Source organism: Peribacillus sp. Bi96 (assembly GCF_918698115.1).
Classification (GTDB): Bacteria; Bacillota; Bacilli; order Bacillales; family DSM-1321; genus Peribacillus.
This window is the reverse complement of sequence record NZ_CAKKLV010000006.1, coordinates 202,318-220,769: the sequence shown is the minus strand read 5'-3', so window position 1 is coordinate 220,769 and position 18,452 is coordinate 202,318. Positions and strand designations below refer to the sequence as shown.

At 40.3% G+C, this 18,452-nt stretch carries 16 protein-coding genes; 11 read left to right on the top strand and 5 right to left on the bottom strand.

Annotation, left to right across the window (positions count from 1 at the left end):
• Positions 1 to 380 precede the first annotated feature (380 nt).
• Positions 381 to 1,064 (bottom strand): DUF421 domain-containing protein, encoded by a 684-nt coding sequence (locus LQ203_RS10505; RefSeq protein ID WP_230157792.1) that lies wholly within the window; start codon positions 1,062 to 1,064, stop codon positions 381 to 383.
• Positions 1,065 to 1,390: 326 nt separating this feature from the next.
• Here LQ203_RS10505 and LQ203_RS10500 point away from each other — a divergent pair, with 326 nt between their 5' ends.
• From LQ203_RS10500 to LQ203_RS10485, 4 genes are all read left to right on the top strand, one after another.
• Positions 1,391 to 3,493: a YhgE/Pip domain-containing protein gene (locus tag LQ203_RS10500; RefSeq protein WP_230157791.1), complete on the top strand. Its 2,103-nt coding sequence runs from the start codon at positions 1,391 to 1,393 to the stop codon at positions 3,491 to 3,493.
• 281 nt (positions 3,494 to 3,774) lie between these two features.
• Complete coding sequence (locus LQ203_RS10495) at positions 3,775 to 4,617, top strand: ABC transporter ATP-binding protein (protein ID WP_230157789.1); 843 nt, start codon at positions 3,775 to 3,777, stop codon at positions 4,615 to 4,617.
• Positions 4,550 to 5,308 carry an ABC transporter permease gene (locus LQ203_RS10490; RefSeq protein WP_230157787.1) on the top strand — a complete coding sequence of 253 codons (759 nt, stop codon included), beginning with the start codon at positions 4,550 to 4,552 and terminating at the stop codon, positions 5,306 to 5,308. Before LQ203_RS10495 ends, LQ203_RS10490 begins: the two co-directional genes overlap by 68 nt.
• A gap of 35 nt (positions 5,309 to 5,343) precedes the next feature.
• Complete coding sequence (locus LQ203_RS10485) at positions 5,344 to 6,354, top strand: aliphatic sulfonate ABC transporter substrate-binding protein (protein ID WP_230157785.1); 1,011 nt, start codon at positions 5,344 to 5,346, stop codon at positions 6,352 to 6,354.
• 96 nt (positions 6,355 to 6,450) lie between these two features.
• Here the strand turns inward: LQ203_RS10485 and LQ203_RS10480 are convergent, their stop codons facing one another.
• Positions 6,451 to 7,389 (bottom strand): bifunctional oligoribonuclease/PAP phosphatase NrnA, encoded by a 939-nt coding sequence (locus tag LQ203_RS10480; protein ID WP_230157784.1) that lies wholly within the window; start codon positions 7,387 to 7,389, stop codon positions 6,451 to 6,453.
• Positions 7,390 to 7,796: 407 nt separating this feature from the next.
• Between LQ203_RS10480 and LQ203_RS10475 the strand changes: the two genes are divergently transcribed.
• Genes LQ203_RS10475 through LQ203_RS10465 form a run of 3 tightly spaced genes read left to right on the top strand, consistent with a single transcriptional unit; the run spans position 7,797 to position 10,537 of the window.
• Positions 7,797 to 8,984: a CaiB/BaiF CoA-transferase family protein gene (locus LQ203_RS10475; RefSeq protein ID WP_230157782.1), complete on the top strand. Its 1,188-nt coding sequence runs from the start codon at positions 7,797 to 7,799 to the stop codon at positions 8,982 to 8,984.
• Between the two features lie 14 nt (positions 8,985 to 8,998).
• Positions 8,999 to 10,204, top strand: coding sequence for an acyl-CoA dehydrogenase family protein (locus LQ203_RS10470; protein ID WP_230157884.1), 1,206 nt, complete (start codon positions 8,999 to 9,001; stop codon positions 10,202 to 10,204).
• 21 nt (positions 10,205 to 10,225) lie between these two features.
• Entirely contained in the window at positions 10,226 to 10,537 is a 312-nt protein-coding gene (locus tag LQ203_RS10465; protein ID WP_230157780.1) for a DUF3870 domain-containing protein, read from the top strand.
• 145 nt (positions 10,538 to 10,682) lie between these two features.
• On the opposite strand, the gene LQ203_RS10460 is transcribed toward LQ203_RS10465, so the two are convergent.
• Positions 10,683 to 11,120, bottom strand: coding sequence for a hypothetical protein (locus LQ203_RS10460; protein WP_230157778.1), 438 nt, complete (start codon positions 11,118 to 11,120; stop codon positions 10,683 to 10,685).
• 231 nt (positions 11,121 to 11,351) lie between these two features.
• Here LQ203_RS10460 and LQ203_RS10455 point away from each other — a divergent pair, with 231 nt between their 5' ends.
• Both LQ203_RS10455 and LQ203_RS10450 read left to right on the top strand, forming a co-directional pair.
• On the top strand, positions 11,352 to 12,443 hold the full coding sequence (locus LQ203_RS10455) for a CotH kinase family protein (RefSeq protein WP_230157777.1): 1,092 nt from the start codon (positions 11,352 to 11,354) through the stop codon (positions 12,441 to 12,443).
• 176 nt (positions 12,444 to 12,619) lie between these two features.
• Positions 12,620 to 13,573, top strand: a complete 954-nt coding sequence (locus tag LQ203_RS10450) for an RNA methyltransferase (protein ID WP_230157776.1) — start codon at positions 12,620 to 12,622, stop codon at positions 13,571 to 13,573.
• Positions 13,574 to 13,618: 45 nt separating this feature from the next.
• On the opposite strand, the gene LQ203_RS10445 is transcribed toward LQ203_RS10450, so the two are convergent.
• Positions 13,619 to 14,584 carry an MBL fold metallo-hydrolase gene (locus LQ203_RS10445; RefSeq protein ID WP_230157775.1) on the bottom strand — a complete coding sequence of 322 codons (966 nt, stop codon included), beginning with the start codon at positions 14,582 to 14,584 and terminating at the stop codon, positions 13,619 to 13,621.
• Positions 14,585 to 14,835: 251 nt separating this feature from the next.
• On the opposite strand from LQ203_RS10445, the gene LQ203_RS10440 reads away from it, so the two are divergent.
• Both LQ203_RS10440 and LQ203_RS10435 read left to right on the top strand, forming a co-directional pair.
• A complete protein-coding gene (locus LQ203_RS10440; RefSeq protein ID WP_230157773.1) occupies positions 14,836 to 15,813 on the top strand; it encodes a D-glycerate dehydrogenase in 978 nt (325 codons plus the stop codon).
• Positions 15,814 to 16,227: 414 nt separating this feature from the next.
• The gene (locus tag LQ203_RS10435; protein ID WP_230157881.1) at positions 16,228 to 17,451 is read left to right on the top strand and encodes a multidrug effflux MFS transporter; all 1,224 of its coding nucleotides are present in this window, start codon (positions 16,228 to 16,230) and stop codon (positions 17,449 to 17,451) included.
• Positions 17,452 to 17,533: 82 nt separating this feature from the next.
• Here LQ203_RS10435 and LQ203_RS10430 read toward each other — a convergent pair whose 3' ends face one another.
• On the bottom strand, positions 17,534 to 18,319 hold the full coding sequence (locus LQ203_RS10430; RefSeq protein WP_230157772.1) for an SDR family NAD(P)-dependent oxidoreductase: 786 nt from the start codon (positions 18,317 to 18,319) through the stop codon (positions 17,534 to 17,536).
• Positions 18,320 to 18,452 lie beyond the last annotated feature (133 nt).

The following is an 18,452-nucleotide window of genomic DNA, read 5'->3' as shown; positions in this document are numbered from 1 at the left end:
CTGGAAAAACCACTTTTAATTATTCCTGCCCCGAATGCGAAATATGAAAATAAGAAGGAGTATTTTCACACATTCTAGCCAATTAACCAGCTTAATAGGATGAAACAAAATTGACAGGGCAGGGGCCCCGGATTCGAATCCCTTACAGGTGATCCGAACGGCGAAAGCATTTGCTAAGCAAAGTTCTTGCCGTTTATTTATTTTTCATTTTAAAAATCCTTACCCTTCGAATGCATTGCACAAAGTCTACACAGAAACTCCACGAGACGGTCAATTTGTCTTATTGCTTGCTGTTAAGTTCCTTCATGGGTGCGCATTTGGACTCAGCGATTCTTTACTTATGATGATAATAGTCGAAAGGGTACAAAAAATTATTACCTTCATTGATCCTTAATCAAATCAATATACAAATTTCCTTTTGTCCCTACGACAGCATATGAGATGTCAAAAACAGCAAGGTTTCTTTTTTTGAGTTCAGCCATTAACCATTCGTCATCGTATGTATGTTTGGATAAGTTGTCATATAAGATCTTCCCATCATAGATCAGTTCTAATGGTACTGTTCCTGCTGAGGGCAGTAGAGGTAAATCCTGCTTGGTGGCATTTTGGTATTGGTTTTTTTTTAATACAGAGAGGGAGCCATTTATTTCTAAAATGGCACATTCCACTTCTTCCATGTTGAAGATATCTTTTCCTCGCAAAGCCTGCTTAAGAGAATCCAGTGAATACCCCATTCGCTCCATTGTCCCTTCGAGAATTTCTCCCTTTTGTATTAAGATAGTAGGTTCTCCAGCGATCCATTTCCCGAAGCGCGGATTTCGAACGGCTAGAAGATTCAGCATAAAAACGACGGTACCCATTATTATAAGTGCAATGATAAAATACAGGAATTTAATTTTAATATTGAAAGCTAGATTTCCTGCAATTGTTCCCATCGTTATTGAAGCAATATAAAGGTGATAGGTCCTCTGGGCAATCGTCTGTTTTCCGAGCAGCTGGACAAATAGCCATAATAAAATAAATGAGGTAAAGGTTCGAAAGATGATTTCAACAGATCCAGCCATGACTATTTCTCCCTTACAAAACTCCCGACAATTCGTTTTTAATAGTGTGTTCTTACAGGAAGCCATTTATTCTGTAACTAAAAAAGGAAAAAGACAAGATACCGTCTTTCGATTGGGAACCCATCTTACATAAATTGATAGATTTATTCCATTGGTGGGAGGTCAATAAAAATTAATCATTTTATGAAACGTACTTCCTTTTAAACTAGGCAGTGCTATACGCTTTTTTTATTTGGTTTGAAAAATCCATGGATATGTTTACTTAGTATTGATTAAGAAATTTCTTCGAATAATAGTATCAAAATACTTTTGTACGGGGGTATGTTTTGAGAAATATTCGGGAAATTTTCATTGACGATTTAAAGAGCATTTATAAAAACTTCTTTGTTTGGATCGTTGTTATTTTTCTTATGTTCATCCCGTCCATTTATGCATGGTTTAATATTGTCGCGTCTTGGGACCCATATGGAAACACGGAAGGGATCCTCGTCGGTGTGTCCAATAATGATAAAGGTGCGGAGTTAAATGGTAAAACCGTGAATTTAGGAAAAGAAGTCATAGAGGGTTTAAAGGGGAATAAAGATTTAGGCTGGAGATTCACAAATGAAAAAGATGCGATTGCAAAGGTGGAAAAGGGGGATTATTACGCAACGATCATTATTCCAGAGAATTTTTCGGAACATATCGCGACCATCATGACGGATGACCCAATGAAAGCGGAGATTGATTACTATGTGAATGAAAAAATCAATTCCATTGCTCCTAAAATTACCGCTGCAGGAGCCAACAGCATTGTAGACAATGTGAGCAAAAGCTTTATTAAATCAGCTAGTGGGAGTATCCTTTCCATCTTTAATGAACTGGGTATCACGTTGCAAAATGAGTTGCCAACCATTCAAAAAATGAAAAATATGGTGTATTTATTAGAGGGGGAACTGCCTGAACTTGAAAAAAATATCAAAACTGTTCGAACACATGTAAAAAGGGCAGAGGATATCATTAAGATGGTAAATGATGGTCTTGATGCAATAGAAGGAATAACGTCGCAGAAGGATAAATTGGAGTCTGACGTTTCTAGTTATGTAGATTCAACAAGGCAGGCTTTCGAAGAAATGAATCCACTCTTGCAAAATGATATTGCGAATTTAAGGAGTGATAATGAATCCATATTAGTGCTGGCAAACCGGTTAACGGATCAGGATTTGCCGGGCAATGAAGCGGATCAGTTAGTTGATCAAGGGATAACGAGGATAAATAAAGAGTTGTACCTTTTGGACAGCATGTTTAACTTATTGGTGAGAGTCAATCAATTTAGTGCAAAAAACGGGCTTCAACCAGAAATACAGCTAGTAGATGATCTTCGGGATAATGTTTCGAAACAACTTCAAGCGCTGAATGATCGCTCCTTCGGCTCACTTATAAATCTTGGTGAGAACAATGATCAAGTCTTGGCAAGCTTCCAGGATAACTATTCAAAGGATACAGGTCCAAAATTCAATGCAATATGGAATGAAACGGATTCCATATTGCAGAAAGTTCAGCTTACGATGACGGAGGGCAGCCAGGTTCTTCCTGAAGTGAGGACACTATTGAATGAGACCAATCGAACGTTGGAAACACGTACAGGAGAAATCGATGAATTACAGGAAAAGTTTCCGGAAATAGAATCGAAAATAACGGCTCTAGCATCTAAAATGAGAGAAATCGATAAGTCTTATAATATGGAAGAAGTGATTGCGTTCCTGAGGAATGACATTGAACAAGAAAGTGACTTTTTTTCAGAACCAGTACTGCTCAATAAACACAGTTTATTTCCAATCCCAAACTATGGATCTGCCATGTCTCCTTTCTTCACGGCATTATCCCTATGGGTGGGCGGCACAATTTTGATTTCCATGCTTAGCGTAGGTGTTTCTCATAAAGTTTACAGCCCGTATCAAGTTTATATTGGGCGGTACCTTATATTCTTCATCATTGGATTAATGCAGGCACTTAGTGTTTCCATTGGGAATATTATCCTGATTGGTGTGTATGTAGCGGATAAATTTGAGTACATCATGTTTTCTGTCTTGATAAGTACAGTATTTACACTCATTGTGTATACGTTGGTTTCAGTTCTGGGTAATGTTGGAAAAGGGTTGAGTGTAGTCTTGATGGTCCTTCAAATATCAAGTTCAGGCGGCACCTTCCCCATTCAAGTGACACCGCCCTTTTTCCAACATATCAACCCCTTTTTGCCATTCACCTATGCCGTTGGCTTACTTCGTGAATCGGTTGGTGGAATAACCTGGAGCGTTGCTGGCAAGGATATTTTCATCCTGTTTCTCTTTTTATTAATCGCGTTCCTTATAGGTATCATTTTGAAAAAGCCCTTGCATGCTAGGACGCAAAAGATGAAGGATAAATTGTATGGAAGCAGGATTTTCTAGATATTAAATGTTTATGGGGGACCTTGAAATGCAAGGCACTCAAGATGCCTCATTAAATTATAAAATCAGCCTGAGCCTTAATAAAAGGGCTCAGGCCTTTTGTGTGAAGTAAGGAATTTGTCAAGTGAGTTTTTGATATGGGCATGGAATTGAAAGCTAAATAGAAAGATATCAAAAAATTAGAATTTTTGCATTTTTATAGTTGACAAAAACCATTGGATTAATCATTATTAAGAAATAATGTTTTGTGAATCGATGCGATATAAAAGTGGGGTGACTTTATGTATTTAACAATAGATGGCATAGAAAAAAGTTTTTCGAATGAACATAAAGAACGCACAAAGGTACTTGACGAGATTAACATAGAGGTCGAGAAAGGAAGTTTCGTTTCCATCGTCGGACCATCGGGTTGCGGGAAATCGACACTCCTTTATCTAATCGCTGGCCTTGATAAGGCTGATAAAGGTGAAATACGTGTAGCTGGAAAAAAGGTGATGAAGCCTGGACCGGAACGGGTGGTAGTTTTTCAAGAGGCTGGGTTATTTCCCTGGTTAACGGTACTTGAAAATGTTACATACGGCTTGAAGCTAAAGAAAATGCCCAAAGAAGAGGCTAAATCGAAGGCAATGGACATTTTAAAAATGGTTCATCTCAGCCGTTATGTGGACTCCTATCCACATCAACTATCAGGGGGCATGAAACAGAGGGTAGCCATCGCAAGAGCGCTGGTGATGGAACCGGATATTCTCTTGATGGATGAGCCATTTTCTGCGCTTGATGAGCAAACGAGGATGGTCTTGCATAAAGAGTTGCTCGAAATCTGGAGAAAAACAAAGGTGACAATCTTTTTCGTTACCCATAATATTCGTGAGGCCGTTCAGCTTTCCGAAAAAATTATCGTCTTTGCAACCCGTCCCGGGAAAATTAAAGAGACGATTTCCGTCCCTTCCATGAAAGATGGAGTTATGCCGGATAGTGTAACTTTACATACTGAACAAAGGGTTCTATCTATCTTGCAGGAGGAAATTGAAAAAGTGTTGAAGGAGGAAATGGGGAATGATTACAGCTTTAAGACGAATCATATTCATCGCGATGATAGCGGGGATATGGGAAGTCACATCTAGATTATCCAGTCTTCCGGATTTCATGTTCCCGAGCCTGACTCAGGTTTTGGAAACTTTGTTTAAAGGGCTAGTAAGCGGACAAATAACCGAAGCTATCGGAAAAAGCCTCGGCCGTATCCTGATAGGCTTTACGATTGCCATTATAGTAGGTCTGATATTAGGCTATTTCATTTGGCGCTTCAAACTGGTTGAAGACACTTTAGGATTCGTCGTGACGGCCTTACAGTCCATCCCGAGTATCGTTTGGTTCCCTTTAGCGATCATTTGGTTTGGGTTGAATGATTTCTCGATTCTCTTTATCGTCACCATCGGTGCAACATGGACGATGACAGTTAATGCAACCAGCGGATTCCGAAATGTGCCCCAGTTGTATCAACGGGTTGCCAAAACATATGGATCGACAGGTTTTCACTTTCTGCGCACCGTGATTTTACCAGCTTCCGTCCCGCAAATAATTTCCGGACTTCGAATTGCGTGGGCATTTTCCTGGCGCGCATTGATGGCTGGTGAATTGCTTGGCGGAGGAGGCGGTCTTGGACAATTGCTTGAAATGGGCAGATCATTGGGTCAAATGGATTTGGTCATCTCCGTAATGGTCATTATCGCAATTATCGGAACAATCGTCGATAATGTAGTCTTCTCCCGTCTCGAACGTAGTGTTCAACTTAAATGGGGAGTGAATCAACGGTAGTTTAATAAGATCATAGTAAAAAAGGAGAGAAAAATATGAAAAAATCATTTTTTGCCCTTATTTTGTCTGTATTGTTCATCGGAATAGTAAGCGGGTGCACCCAGTCCACCAGTAAAGACGAGGGAAAGGGTTCTGGGAAACAAACCGTGAAAATTGGATATTTTCCTAATTTAACTCATAGTGCAACGATCATTGCGCTTGAAAAAGGCTATTTTGAAGAAGAGTTCGGTAAAGATGTTAAGATAGAAACCAAAACGGTGGCAAATGGCGGATTATTTATGGAAGCAATGGCTACAAACGCTATTGACGTCGGAACTGTCGGACCTGGTCCTTTGCTTAACTTTTACGTTAAAAACCCGGAATACCACCTAATCTCTGGAGCAGTTAATGGCGGTGCCGTTCTTGTGGCAAGTGAGGGAAGCAAGGTTACGGATTTAAAAGATTTGGATGGTAAAAAGGTAGCGATTCCCGTCATAGGTAGTACACAGGATGTCATGCTTAGAAAAGCGCTTCAAGATGTTGACTTAAAACCGTCTACAAATGGGGGAACAGTTGAGCTATATGCATCAGCACCTGCTGATACAACCGCTCTTTTTGTCCAAAAGTCAGTCGATGCAGCAGCGACACAGGAACCATGGGGATACGTATTGGAAAACCAGGCAAAGGGAAAGTTAGTGCTTGACTGGGATCAGTTTGCATGGGGAAAAGATTCACCAAACACTGTAGTGGCTGCAAGCCAGAAGTTCTTGGATAAAAAAGGTCTCGCTGCTTCCTATTTGAAAGCGCATAAGAAAGCGGTGGATTTTATTCGAAAAAATCCTGAAGAAAGCCAAGAACTAGTTATTAAGCATTTGAAGAAACTGACTGGAAAAGAATTAAGTAAAGAAGAAGTTGCCTCGGCATTTTCACGCCTTGAAGTGACAACTGATGTGAATGAGCAAGTCATTCAAGAAATGGCTGATATAAGCAAAGAGGCGGGTTATATTCCTAGCAGTGATATTAAAGGCCTGATCGATTTATCCATTCTTGGAGAAGTCACCAAGTAACTTGAAATAAGAAGGCGCCTCAGCCGTTCGGGCTTAGGCGTCTTTTTGTAATGAAGTTAGGAATGTTTATTCACTCCTGCAAACAATGACTCCCTGCTATGGACAGACGTGATTCAATGCTTGAATAACTTGATCAACCTCTTCCCAGGAATGGATGGTTGCACCTGAAGCCAATGAATGTCCGCCCCCATTGAATTGACGGGCTACGGAATCGATGGGAATATTCCGCGAACGAATCCTGACACGGATTTCCTTAGGATATTCGATGAAAAACGCCCAGATCTTGCTACCTCTAATGCTTGAAAGCGTATTGATTAAATTCGAAGCTTCGACTCGGTCTACTCCATACATATTTATCAGATCCTCCGTAATAAAGAAGTAAGCTACCCCTTTGTTGGTTATCCTGTAGGTCATGAGAATGTCTTTTTGAAGCCTTGAAGAGTTTGGCGTTTTTGTATTAAGAAAGTTATGGATTCTTTCTGGCTGAAAATTATAAGTTCTTAAATGCGAAACCATTTTTAAAGTTCTAGGAGTGATATTCCCATTCATGAAATTCCCTGTATCACTAAGTATCCCTGCATAAAGTGCTTTAGCCGTTTCTTTATTCAGGAAAAAGTCTTCTTGAAATTCCATACTTAATTCAACAAGCATTTCGCATGTAGAGCTATAAGAAGGGTCGACCCAAGAAATGTCGCCAAATAATTCATATTCGGGATGGTGGTCAATTTTGATCAGCATATCCCCGAGTTCATGGCGGGGATCACTGATTCGTGAAATGTTGGCAGTATCACACACAATCACCAAAGCCCCTTTATATTTGTTATCGGTAATGACATCCATTTCACCAATGAATAAAAGCCTATCCACTTCATCGCCTACCACAAAAACTTCCTTGGAAGGGTAAGAGTGCTTCAAAAGCCGTTGGAAGCCGATTTGTGATCCCAATGCATCGGGGTCCGGATTAACATGGCGGTGAATGATTATCGTTGGGTATTTCTTGATCGCTTCGATTATTTCCTTTTTTATATTGACCATATTGCCATCTCCCTTTGAATCTTTCCTTGTTTGTCGAGCGTTAATGGATCGTACGAATCATTTAAGTATCTCCAATCATCACATTTAACACGAATAAAGGCAATTTCAAATACTGTGTATTGTATTTAAGAATATTTAGGCATTACCAATTGACCATCAAACAAAATTATTGCAAAATTCAAATAATGGATTTATACTTAATTTACCAAACCGATGACAGCAAGTTACCTTGTTGCATGGCCGGCTTGTTATAAATCTGGAATTCATAAAAATTGACTTGGTTCACTTGATCTTCCTTTGCAGGAAGACAGTGCGTGGATAAGGGTCAGTGAAACGTTCAATGTAAGTACATTGTTTGTTTTACTGGCTCTTTTTTTGTATCGCGATAGTTTGAAAGGGGTGATGATATGAATGGAGCTTTGGAAGGAGTCAGGATCATTGATGTCTCCCGTGTTTTGGCAGGGCCGTTTTGTACAATGATTCTTGGTGATTTGGGTGCCGATGTTATTAAAATCGAGCATCATGAATCAGGTGATGAAACGAGAGGATGGGGTCCGCCTTTCGCCCAAGGAGAAAGCGCTTACTATTTATGTGCGAATCGAAATAAGCAAAGCATGACCTTGAATTTAAAGTCGGAACAAGGGAAAGAGATTTTCCGGAAGTTGGTGTCTTCCGGGGATATAGTGATTCAAAATTTCAAGACGGGCACCTTGGGAAAAATGGGATTAGGTTATGAAGAATTAAAGGAATTCAACCCCAAACTGATCATGGCCTCGATTACTGGATTCGGTTTAACCGGTCCTTATAAAGATTTACCTGGCTATGATTATATCATTCAAGCGATGAGCGGTTTGATGAGCATTACAGGAGAAAAGGATGGGAACCCCGTAAAAGTCGGTGTGGCCATAGCTGACATATTGACTGGCTTATATACATGCATTGGCATTTTATCAGCTTTACATCATAGGGATAAAGCGGGGGAAGGACAGGAAATAGATATTTCGTTAATGGATTGTCAGGTATCTTCACTAGTGAATGTCGCCAGCAACTATTTATTCAACGGTTTGACCCCTGAACGAATGGGAAACCAACACCCAAATATCGTTCCATATCAAACATTTCGTACAAGCGATGGAGAGCTCGTGGTGGCTGTAGGGAATGATGAACAGTTCAGGCGATTCACAACTGTTATAGGCAAACCCGATTTAGCGGAGCGAGAACAGTTTAAGCATAACGAAAATCGTTTGCTGAACAAGGAAGAATTAATATCTATAATAGAGGATTCATTGAAAGGAAAGACAAAGAAAGAGTGGAAAATGCTGTTTGATGATGCAGGAATACCGAATGGTCCGATTAATGATATTGCAGAGATGTTCGAAGATCCACAAATCATTGCAAGGGGAATGTTGGTGAAAATGGAACATCCTACAATCCAAGACCTTAGAATGACAGGATCGCCCCTTAACCTTTCAAAAACCCCTGTCACGATGAGAAACCACCCACCGCTGTATGGAGAGCACACCGATACCATTTTGGCAGAAATAGGGTATGACCCGGACCAAATAATCAAATTTAAGCAAAATAAAATTATTTAGGAGGAATTTTGATGATGAATTTCGAATTAACAGAAGAGCAGCAAAGCGTGAAAAAAGTGGTAAGGAAATTTGTCGATAAGGAAATTATCCCATATATTCAAGAATGGGATAGGCAAGGTCAATTTCAACCCCATATTTTAAAAAGACTAGCTGAATTACAATTGATGGGCGTCTGTATACCCGAAGAGTATGGCGGGGTCGGAATGGATTATAATACCCTGGCAATCGTTTGTGAAGAGTTGGAGAGAGGCGATACGGCTTACCGAACTGCAGTGTCTGTACATACAGGCTTGAATAGCATGACTCTGTTGCAATGGGGGACGGAAGAACAAAAACAGAAATATTTAGTTCCGCAAGCAAAAGGGACCAAGATTGGTGCTTTTGGTCTGACTGAACCGAATGCAGGGTCTGATGTAGCGGCAATGAAATCAACGGCAAAGCGTGTTGGGGATCATTATATTTTAAATGGGTCTAAAACATGGATTTCACTCTGTGATTATGCGGATCATTTCCTCATATTTGCCAAGACCGATCATGATCTTGGTTCAAAGGGAATTACTGCTTTCATTGTAGAAAGAACTTTTGAGGGCGTGGAGTCGAAAGCCATTAAAGGCAAATTAGGAATTCGTGCAGGGAATACAGGCGAAATCTTTTTAACGGATGTAAAAGTTCCGGTGGAGAATAGGGTTGGTGAAGAGGGAGAAGGCTTTAAAATTTCCATGTCGGCATTGGACAGTGGCCGGTTTACAGTGGCCGCTGGTGCTGTAGGATTAATTGAAGCAAGCCTGGAAGCAAGCTTGAAGTATTGCCATGAACGAAGTACATTTGGAAAAGAGATTGGCAGGCATCAGCTAGTTCAACAGATGATCGCCAAGATGACTGCAAATTTAGAGATATCAAGATTACTGGTCTTTAAAGCGGGGACTTTAAAAAACCAAGGAAAACGGAATACGAAGGAAACATCCCTTGCTAAGTGGGTGTCATGTAATGCTGCTAATGAAGCAGCCAATGATGCCGTTCAAATCCATGGCGCCTATGGCTACTCTGATGAATATCCGGTCGAACGTTTTCTGCGGAATTCAAAAGCTCCGGTCATTTACGAGGGAACCCGTGAAATTCATACTGTGATGCAGGGTGAATACGCACTTGGCTACAGAAAAGATAAAGAGCTTCGAAAGCAATTGCCTGCATGGCCCTTCGAGCAAGTTTCCGTACATTAATTATATAGAGGAGATCAGATGATGAACACATATTTAATTGCAGGGCATGCAAAACTTCCACAAGGTATGGCAGCGAGAAATATATATGATTCCATCACGATAACTGTAGAACTGGACTTTAAATATGGTGTTATCGTCGAGGCTTCCTGTACACTTGCCACAGAGCATGGTAGGGAATTCATTCGTCAATTGCTGCGCGGTTATTGTCTGAAAGATGGTATCGATGAACTAATTGATCGTGTACAAATGTATTATCGTGGAAAGGCTGGTCAAGCCATACAAGCCGGGCTGAAAGATGTGTATGCACAATTCGAATTGGTCTCCGTTAAATAAAGGAAAATAGAAGGATCCTACCGGTATGTATGAGGGTAGGATCTTTTTTTAGAGGATCTTAATTTATAATCCTTCCTTTTTTTGTAACGATTTCGGGATATAAAAAAGAGGTGTTGAAGAAAACACCTCTTTGCCCTTCAATATATTATTGTACAAATACATTAAAAGGGTTCGTGAACCTAGAAGCCCCAATTCCATTTCCTATGGAAGTTTCTGCTGCTGCCGTGGCATCTGCAGTTGTGAGAAGAACACCGATTTCTGCTAGTGCGCCTTTGGGTGCTGCAAGTGGACCTCCTCCTGCTAGTGCGCCTTTGGGTGCTGCAAGTGGACCTCCTCCTGCTAGTGCGCCTTTGGGTGCTGCAAGTGGACCTCCTCCTGCTAGTGTTCCTTTGGGTGCTGCAAGTGGACCTCCTCCTGCTAGTGTTCCTCTGAGTGCTGCATGTAGATCTCCGTTTCCAGCAAGAGCGCCTTTGCGTGCCGGAAGTGGACCGATTCCTGCTAGTGCAACGTTGAGTGCCTCTGCGGGAAGTTCGCCTATTATTGTTGTTTTTACGTGAAGAACGGCCTTTTGAACATGGGTCATTATGCATGAAATCGCCTAACCCGAAGGAATTGGCTCTAGCCACCGCATTTTGTATACTTTCAATGATGTCAGACATATTTATATATCCCCCTTTCTATACGTTAACCTATGCGCTTGTACGTAATGTGCCAGAGATAATAGCACAATTTTATAAAAAAATTTGTTTTGGGTGACCCCCTTTGCTTTTTTTCCATAATTTAATATGAAAGTGAAAGGGAAGGGTTAGGTTATATGAATGCTGACAAGAAGCTGCCTGTGTATCAGCTTTTTATTCCACCTGTAAATTTAAAGGAACTTCGAAGCGATATATGGTGCAATGATCCTGTACCTGCAAAGTTAACCATCAACAAAAAAAAACTGGATATTGATATTGTTTACCGTGGCTCACATATCCGAAGTTTTCGGAAAAAGTCCTATAATGTAGTTTTTTATAAACCTAATACATTTAGGAACGCCAAGGAAATTCATTTAAATGGAGAATATAAGGATAGATCTTTACTAAGAAATAAATTATCTTTGGATTTTTTTGCGGATATAGGGACCTTATCACCGAAATCCCAGTTCGTTTTCCTGAATCTGAACGGAAAGGACGAGGGAATATATCTGGAATTGGAATCAGTGGATGAATATTATTTGAGGAAAAGGGATCTACCAAAAGGGTCAATTTTCTATGCAGTGGACGGTGATGCCAACTTCTCGTTAATGAGCGATTTGGATAAAGGAATCAAAAAATCATTAGAGATGGGATATCAAAAAAAATGCGGCACAGCAAAAGATGAATTATATTTACAAGAATTGATTATGCAAATCAATACAATTCCAAGGGTGGATTTTGAAAGGGAAATAGTAAAATATGTCGACATGGAAAAGTATCTGCGGTGGCTTGCTGGTGTCATATTGACGCAAAACTATGATGGGTTCGTTCATAACTATGCCTTATATCGGAATGGAGATACAGGACTCTTTGAAATCATACCCTGGGACTATGATGCGACATGGGGGAGGGATGTCAATGGGAAAGTGATGGAAGAGGACTATGTGGGAATCGAGGGGTTTAATACATTGACTGCTAGAATCCTTGATATAAGGACATTTCGTGTTCGATACCAAAGTCTTCTAAAGGAGATTTTGAACACCCAGTTTAACGTTAAGTATATGAAACCTATCATTTCTGAAATGCATGATCAAATAAGACCTTATGTTTCAAAAGACCCATATATCAAGGATAAAAAGGATAAATTTGATAATGAACCCGATTTTATCCTAAAATTCATAAAGGCCCGTGCAAAGTATGTAAATAGTCAGCTGTATAAATTGGATTAATAATTTCCCTTACTTTAGATGGAGAGTATGATTGGACAATGAAAAAAACAGCAGGAGTGTTGAAATAATAACACGCCCTGCTGTTTTTCTGCACGATTCCATTTGCTTTTCTAACCTATTACAGCTATGTTTGATAGAAAGATATAATCTAAAGTAAAATGAAGGATGGGAATGGATTGACTAATCTTAGCCGTATACCGGCATATATATATACCTTTACCTGCACCCCTGACGAACGCTCATTATCTAAAATGGAGATGCGCTCGTTTTTTGGCTTTGAGACTACGGAAAATATTTTGAAAAGTGATATAGAAATTGAACCGAGCAGAAGTCCTTTTATTAAAGGGCGGGTCGATGTCATGTTTGAAGGGGAAAGCATATCCGACATTGTTGAGCAAGTAAAGGATATTCAATTGCCTAATTCAACGTTCAAAGTATTATTCGTAAAAATTAATGATTTGAATAAAGAAGCAAAAATAGATTATGATGGACAGCGCGAAATTGAACGGGAGATTGGCTGGCACATTCAGGGAAATGCAGATGTGCGTAATCCTGATCAGGTCTTTGGAATAGTGACCTTAGGAGGCCGTTGGTATTTTGGGAAGTATGTCAAACCCGAAGCGGTTTGGTTACATCATATGAAGAAGCCGCGTGAATATTCCACAGCGCTTAGCACAAGAGTTGCGAGAGCCATTGCCAACATAGCCGTTCCACATCCAGATGGAATCAAAGCCATTGATCCATGTTGCGGAATCGGGACGGTATTGGTAGAAGCACTATCAATGGAGATAAATATTGTTGGCCGAGATATCAACCCACTTGTTACGGATGGCTCTAGAGAGAACATTGCCTATTTCGGACTAGAAGGTGATGTAACTACGGGTCCGATTTCGGAGGTCACCAGTAACTATGATGTAGCGATTATCGATATGCCTTACAACTTATATACACATGCGACACCGGATGATCAACTCTCGATCCTTAAACATGCTAGGCGCTTTGCAGACAAGGTCGTTGTCGTAACGATTGACACGATGGATCATATGATTTGTGAAGCGGGTTTTGAAATTGCTGATCGCTGTGTAGCCAGGAAAGGCATTTTTTCCAGACAAGTTGTAGTTTGTGTGTGAATTTAAAAGGCTGAAATCCAAAATGGATTTCAGCCTTTTTGATTGTTACATAGCTTGATAATGAACTACATTTTCGATGGTTTGTTTCTTGACCTTTCCCTGATATTCTAAGTAATCCAGTTGGCCGATGATTTCTGACATGACAAGCGGGAACTCTGTTACATACTTTTGTTTGTAAAATTTCTTTGCCAGTTCATTGCCTGTAGAAATTCCAGATTCTATCAATGCCAAGATTTTTTGTGATTTTCTCTCAATGCTATTGAGTCTTTTTTCAATCAGAGGACCAGGCTGCTCAATGATGTTACCATGACCAGGTAAGAGGAGTTTCACCTGTAAAGATAAACACCGCTTTAATGAGTCGATATGATCCACAAGAGTCAGCATTCGATTGCCGTTTTCATCAGGTTCGATCAAAGCATTACTTGATATATGTTCAATCAATAAATCACCGGCAAGAAGCTGATTCTCCTTTTTGTCAAGGAAGGCAATTTGATCCGGGGCATGTCCGGGAAATTCGATCACTTCGAAATTCAGCATTTGTTTTTCCGTGATTTCGATGATGTCACAATTCAGTTTTTGGTCTTTGTTATTATCGACTGCATTGAATAGGTAAGCTACTTGCTTTTCACCAAGTTCACCACAGCCCATCTCAAGATAAAGCTGCTTATAAAATTCAATTCTCATACTTAAGAAGTCAGGATCCCGTTTTAAACGAGGAACGGATTTAGTATGGGCATAGACGGGAATCGGATGGAGTGCTGTAATCCGGTTTACCAAACCAACATGGTCTCCATGGTGGTGGGTTAACAAAATTTCCGTTATATCCTTAAGGGTATAACCATTTTTCTTTAATGTTTCCTGCAATGCATTCCAGCAAATGTCATCGTTCATACCAGCATCGACTAATGTTAAGGATTCATCCTGTTTAACTAAATAAAAGTTTATGCTTTTTAAAGATAAAGCACTTGGAGCCATAATTGGAAAAATTTTAAATTTTGTATTAGTTTTCATGAATGTCCCATATCCTCCTAAATTGAGATAACTTTATTGGAAAAATTTCATTTGACTAAATATTGAAATTTAAAGGGTTATTATTCTATGATTAGTTAAATGGAATGAAACTGTCAAGCTGAAATTTACAGGATCCCGAGAATTTAATAGACAGAACGCGTGGAAATGAATGGTCTTATCATTAATCATTGAAAACTAAAAGGTGTAAAGTACAATTGCTGAATGAATAAAACTGTATAGGAGGATATAGAATGAAGCCCAGGATCTATATTACAAGGAAATTGCCAGAACAAATCATCGATGGTCTATGTAAGAATTATGATGTAAGGATGTGGAACCAGGAGGATATACCGGTTCCTAGAGAAGTCCTTGAAGAAGAAATGAAAGAAGTCGAGGGGCTGCTTTGCTTGTTGACGGAACAAATCGATGAGTCACTGATTGATAAGGCCGCTAATCTGAAAATCATCGCGAATATGGCAGTTGGCCATAATAACATTGATGTTATTAGTGCCACAAAAAGGGGCATCATGGTAACGAACACACCTGGTGTTTTAACGGAAACGACTGCTGATTTAACCTTCGGCTTGCTGCTTGCAACGGCAAGAAGGCTGATGGAGGCGGAAGATTATTTAAAGAGTGGAAAATGGGAAACGTGGTCCCCCATGCAGCTGACCGGACAAGATGTGTACGGTGCAACGATGGGAATCATCGGGTTAGGGAGAATTGGCGAAGCCCTTGCTAAAAGAGCAAAGGGATTTGATATGAACTTAGTTTATTTTAATCGCAGCCGTAAATACGAACAGGAAAAAGAATTAGGTATCGAATATCAGCCACTTGAAAAATTGCTCCAAATCTCTGATTTTGTTTGCGTCATGCTGCCGCTCACACCGGAAACCGCTTATATGATCGGCAAGGAGCAGCTTGAATTAATGAAAGAGTCCGCTGTGCTCATTAATACGGCAAGAGGTGGGATTATTGATGAAAAGGCGTTATACAAGGCGCTGAAGAATCGTGAGATCTGGGCGGCAGGATTGGATGTATTTGAAGAGGAACCAATTCCCGTGGATCACCCGCTGCTTACATTGCCCAATGTAGTTACATTACCGCATATCGGGAGTGCCAGCATCGCCACAAGATTGAAAATGGCAACTCTCGCAGTGCAAAACTTGATGGAGGGATTAGCTGGTGACACTCCCCGTAATTTAGTGGTGGTGAATAAAAGTAAATGACCCCATTAGGGTGTCGTTTTTTAAAATTGAACTTTATAATCATTTTTATTAGTGAGCAGGTGAGGGATTTATTCATTAGCATCATTGATACCCCATGTCATTTTAACTGGAGTTGGAGGATTGCTTGGACCTTTAATGGTGAAACGAATATATGTTTATAGTGATGATGACCATCTCATTGTTTAGATTCGCAGTATTATAATGAAATAGACGTTTTAGCTTGGAAACAAGTTTGAATTTCCAGTAGGGGTAGATATTCGGTGACATGCACTAAAAAAGAGTGTTGCCAGGAAGAATCCAATTCTAGGAAAGCATACTTATCGTAAATTGACAGGATTTTTTGTAAAATAAAGAAAGTCAAGTGTATTTAGGAACAACAACTAGTTGAAAGGGATAGGGGCAATAATGATTGAAATGAAGGAAAAAATATCATCACACAACGAAATGACTAAATCCAAACGACTGCTGCTGGCACTTATGCTTGGGTCTTTTGCAGCGATTGGACCACTGTCACTTGATATGTATTTACCGGGACTCCCAACACTGGCCGTGGATCTGAAAAGCAGTACGTCTTTAGCCCAGCTAAGTTTGACAGCCTGCTTATTAGGGTTGGCTTTAGGCCAAATTTATTTAGGGCCACTAAGTGATGCTAAGGGAAGACGGACACCGTTAATCATATCGTTATCCATTTATTGCATTTCATCACTGTTATGTGCTTTTGCTCCAACCATTGAATTGCTTTTATTATTACGTTTTATCCAAGGGGTTGCAGGAGCGGGTGGCATTGTCATTTCAAGAGCCATCGTTCGTGACCTTTTTTCAGGAACGGATTTGACCAAGTTCTTCTCCATGTTAATGCTGGTAAATGGTGCGGCACCGATCTTGGCTCCAGTTTTTGGTGGTCAACTTTTGCAGTTCACCTCTTGGCGGGGAGTTTTCATCGTCATTTCAATATTGAGTGTCCTTATGGTTGCCGCAGCATTTTGGGGGATAAAGGAAACACTATCTCCTAATCTAAGGAGTGCCGGGGGAGTAAGCGATACAATCATGACCTTCGGGAACTTATTGAAGGACCGCGTATTCATGGGCTATGCTTTTTCACAAGGATTTATAAGTGCCGCTATGTTCGCTTATATTTCCGGCTCGCCTTTTGTTCTCCAGAACATTTATGGGGTCTCCCCACAGACATTCAGCCTGATCTTTGCCATAAACGGAATTGGGATCATCATTGCTTCCCAAGTGGCCGGAAAGCTGGCAGGGAAGGTTAAAGAAGAAAAGCTGCTTCAAATAGGATTATGTCTTGCTTTGTTTGGAGGAATACTCCTTCTTTTCTCAGTCCTACTCGAAATTGGGTTAGCGGGAATCTTGGTCGCTTTGTTCCTTTCGGTTTCCAGCGTCGGTATTGTCGGTACAACGAGTTTTTCTTTAGCGATGCAAAATCAGAAAAAAACAGCAGGCAGTGCTTCGGCCTTAATTGGTCTGCTTCCTTTCATATTAGGATCACTGATGGCTCCGCTGGTAGGCTTAGGCTCAGGTGATTCACCCTTGCCGATGGGAATGGTCATGATAGGTTGTCATATCCTGGCCATGTCCGCTTATTTAATACTTGCCCGCCGTGGCTTAAGGCGAGTTGCTTAAAAAAGGTAAAAGCTGAAGTCCCTTTAGGGGATTTCAGCTTTTTTCTTTTAATGGATTCTTTCGATCCTTATGGCTGTATGAATCATAATAGTGATTCTGCTCCATCGATATATACTTCCGTGCCCGTAATATGGGAAGACATGTCTGAAGCTAGGAACAATACTAGATCACCTGCTTGCTCGGTAGTTCCTGCTTTCTTAGCCAAGGGTTGTGAGCCTTGCGGATATTCAATGGGTATCCTGATTTTTTTTAAGCTTTCATCTTCCGGGAAAGTGTTATCGTGGATATTCGTATCGATTGAGCCTGGACAAATGGTATTGACCCTGATTTTATATTTTGCCAATTCGAGTGCAGCCATTTTACCAAAAGCGACTTGACCAGCTTTGGATGAACTATAAGCGGAAAAACCAAAATTCTTGAAAAATCGGTTTCCATTGATGGAGCTGTTGATTACGATGCTGCCACCCTTTTCCTTCATATATGGAATGGCGTATTTGATGGTGAGAAAGGTGCCTTTGAGGTTGATGGTATGTGTTTGATCCCAATCTTCTGGCTTTATATCTTCTATAGGGGCGATCACTCCGTTGATGCCTGCGTTGGCGAATACAAAATCAATTTTTCCAAAATGATCATAGGCGGCCTTGTAGGCATGTTCAACTTGCTCAGCCTTGGATACATCCGTTTTAATGATTAAAGCCTCTCGACCGAGGTTTTCAACTTCTTCCTTCACTTTTTCGGCATTTTCGACTGTACGGTCAAAAAAGATGATGTTCGCGCCGTTTTCAGCTAGTTTCAGTGCAGCACCCCGGCCAATTCCCGATCCTCCACCGGTAATGATGGCCACTTTGTTTTTCATTAAATCTGTCATAAACTTCACACGCTCCTTTTTTAGTTTTCTTTCCCGTTTAGGGAGTATGTAGAAACATCATGGCAGTGGTAATACAGGAAAATTATATACGAATATTGCCTAAAAAATCCAATTTAAACCGTTGCTCGTGTTC

Bases quoted from the DNA above. Each gene is read 5' to 3' on its own strand.
- LQ203_RS10460 (WP_230157778.1), bottom strand. From the start codon at position 11,120: ATGACCCATGTTCAAAAGGCCGTTCTTCACGTAAAAACAACAATAATA.
- LQ203_RS10490 (WP_230157787.1), top strand. From the start codon at position 4,550: ATGATTACAGCTTTAAGACGAATCATATTCATCGCGATGATAGCGGGG.
- LQ203_RS10485 (WP_230157785.1), top strand. From the start codon at position 5,344: ATGAAAAAATCATTTTTTGCCCTTATTTTGTCTGTATTGTTCATCGGA.
- LQ203_RS10495 (WP_230157789.1), top strand. From the start codon at position 3,775: ATGTATTTAACAATAGATGGCATAGAAAAAAGTTTTTCGAATGAACAT.
- LQ203_RS10480 (WP_230157784.1), bottom strand. From the start codon at position 7,389: ATGGTCAATATAAAAAAGGAAATAATCGAAGCGATCAAGAAATACCCA.
- LQ203_RS10470 (WP_230157884.1), top strand. From the start codon at position 8,999: ATGAATTTCGAATTAACAGAAGAGCAGCAAAGCGTGAAAAAAGTGGTA.
- LQ203_RS10505 (WP_230157792.1), bottom strand. From the start codon at position 1,064: ATGGCTGGATCTGTTGAAATCATCTTTCGAACCTTTACCTCATTTATT.
- LQ203_RS10465 (WP_230157780.1), top strand. From the start codon at position 10,226: ATGAACACATATTTAATTGCAGGGCATGCAAAACTTCCACAAGGTATG.
- LQ203_RS10475 (WP_230157782.1), top strand. From the start codon at position 7,797: ATGAATGGAGCTTTGGAAGGAGTCAGGATCATTGATGTCTCCCGTGTT.
- LQ203_RS10445 (WP_230157775.1), bottom strand. From the start codon at position 14,584: ATGAAAACTAATACAAAATTTAAAATTTTTCCAATTATGGCTCCAAGT.
- LQ203_RS10440 (WP_230157773.1), top strand. From the start codon at position 14,836: ATGAAGCCCAGGATCTATATTACAAGGAAATTGCCAGAACAAATCATC.
- LQ203_RS10430 (WP_230157772.1), bottom strand. From the start codon at position 18,319: ATGACAGATTTAATGAAAAACAAAGTGGCCATCATTACCGGTGGAGGA.
- LQ203_RS10435 (WP_230157881.1), top strand. From the start codon at position 16,228: ATGAAGGAAAAAATATCATCACACAACGAAATGACTAAATCCAAACGA.
- LQ203_RS10455 (WP_230157777.1), top strand. From the start codon at position 11,352: ATGAATGCTGACAAGAAGCTGCCTGTGTATCAGCTTTTTATTCCACCT.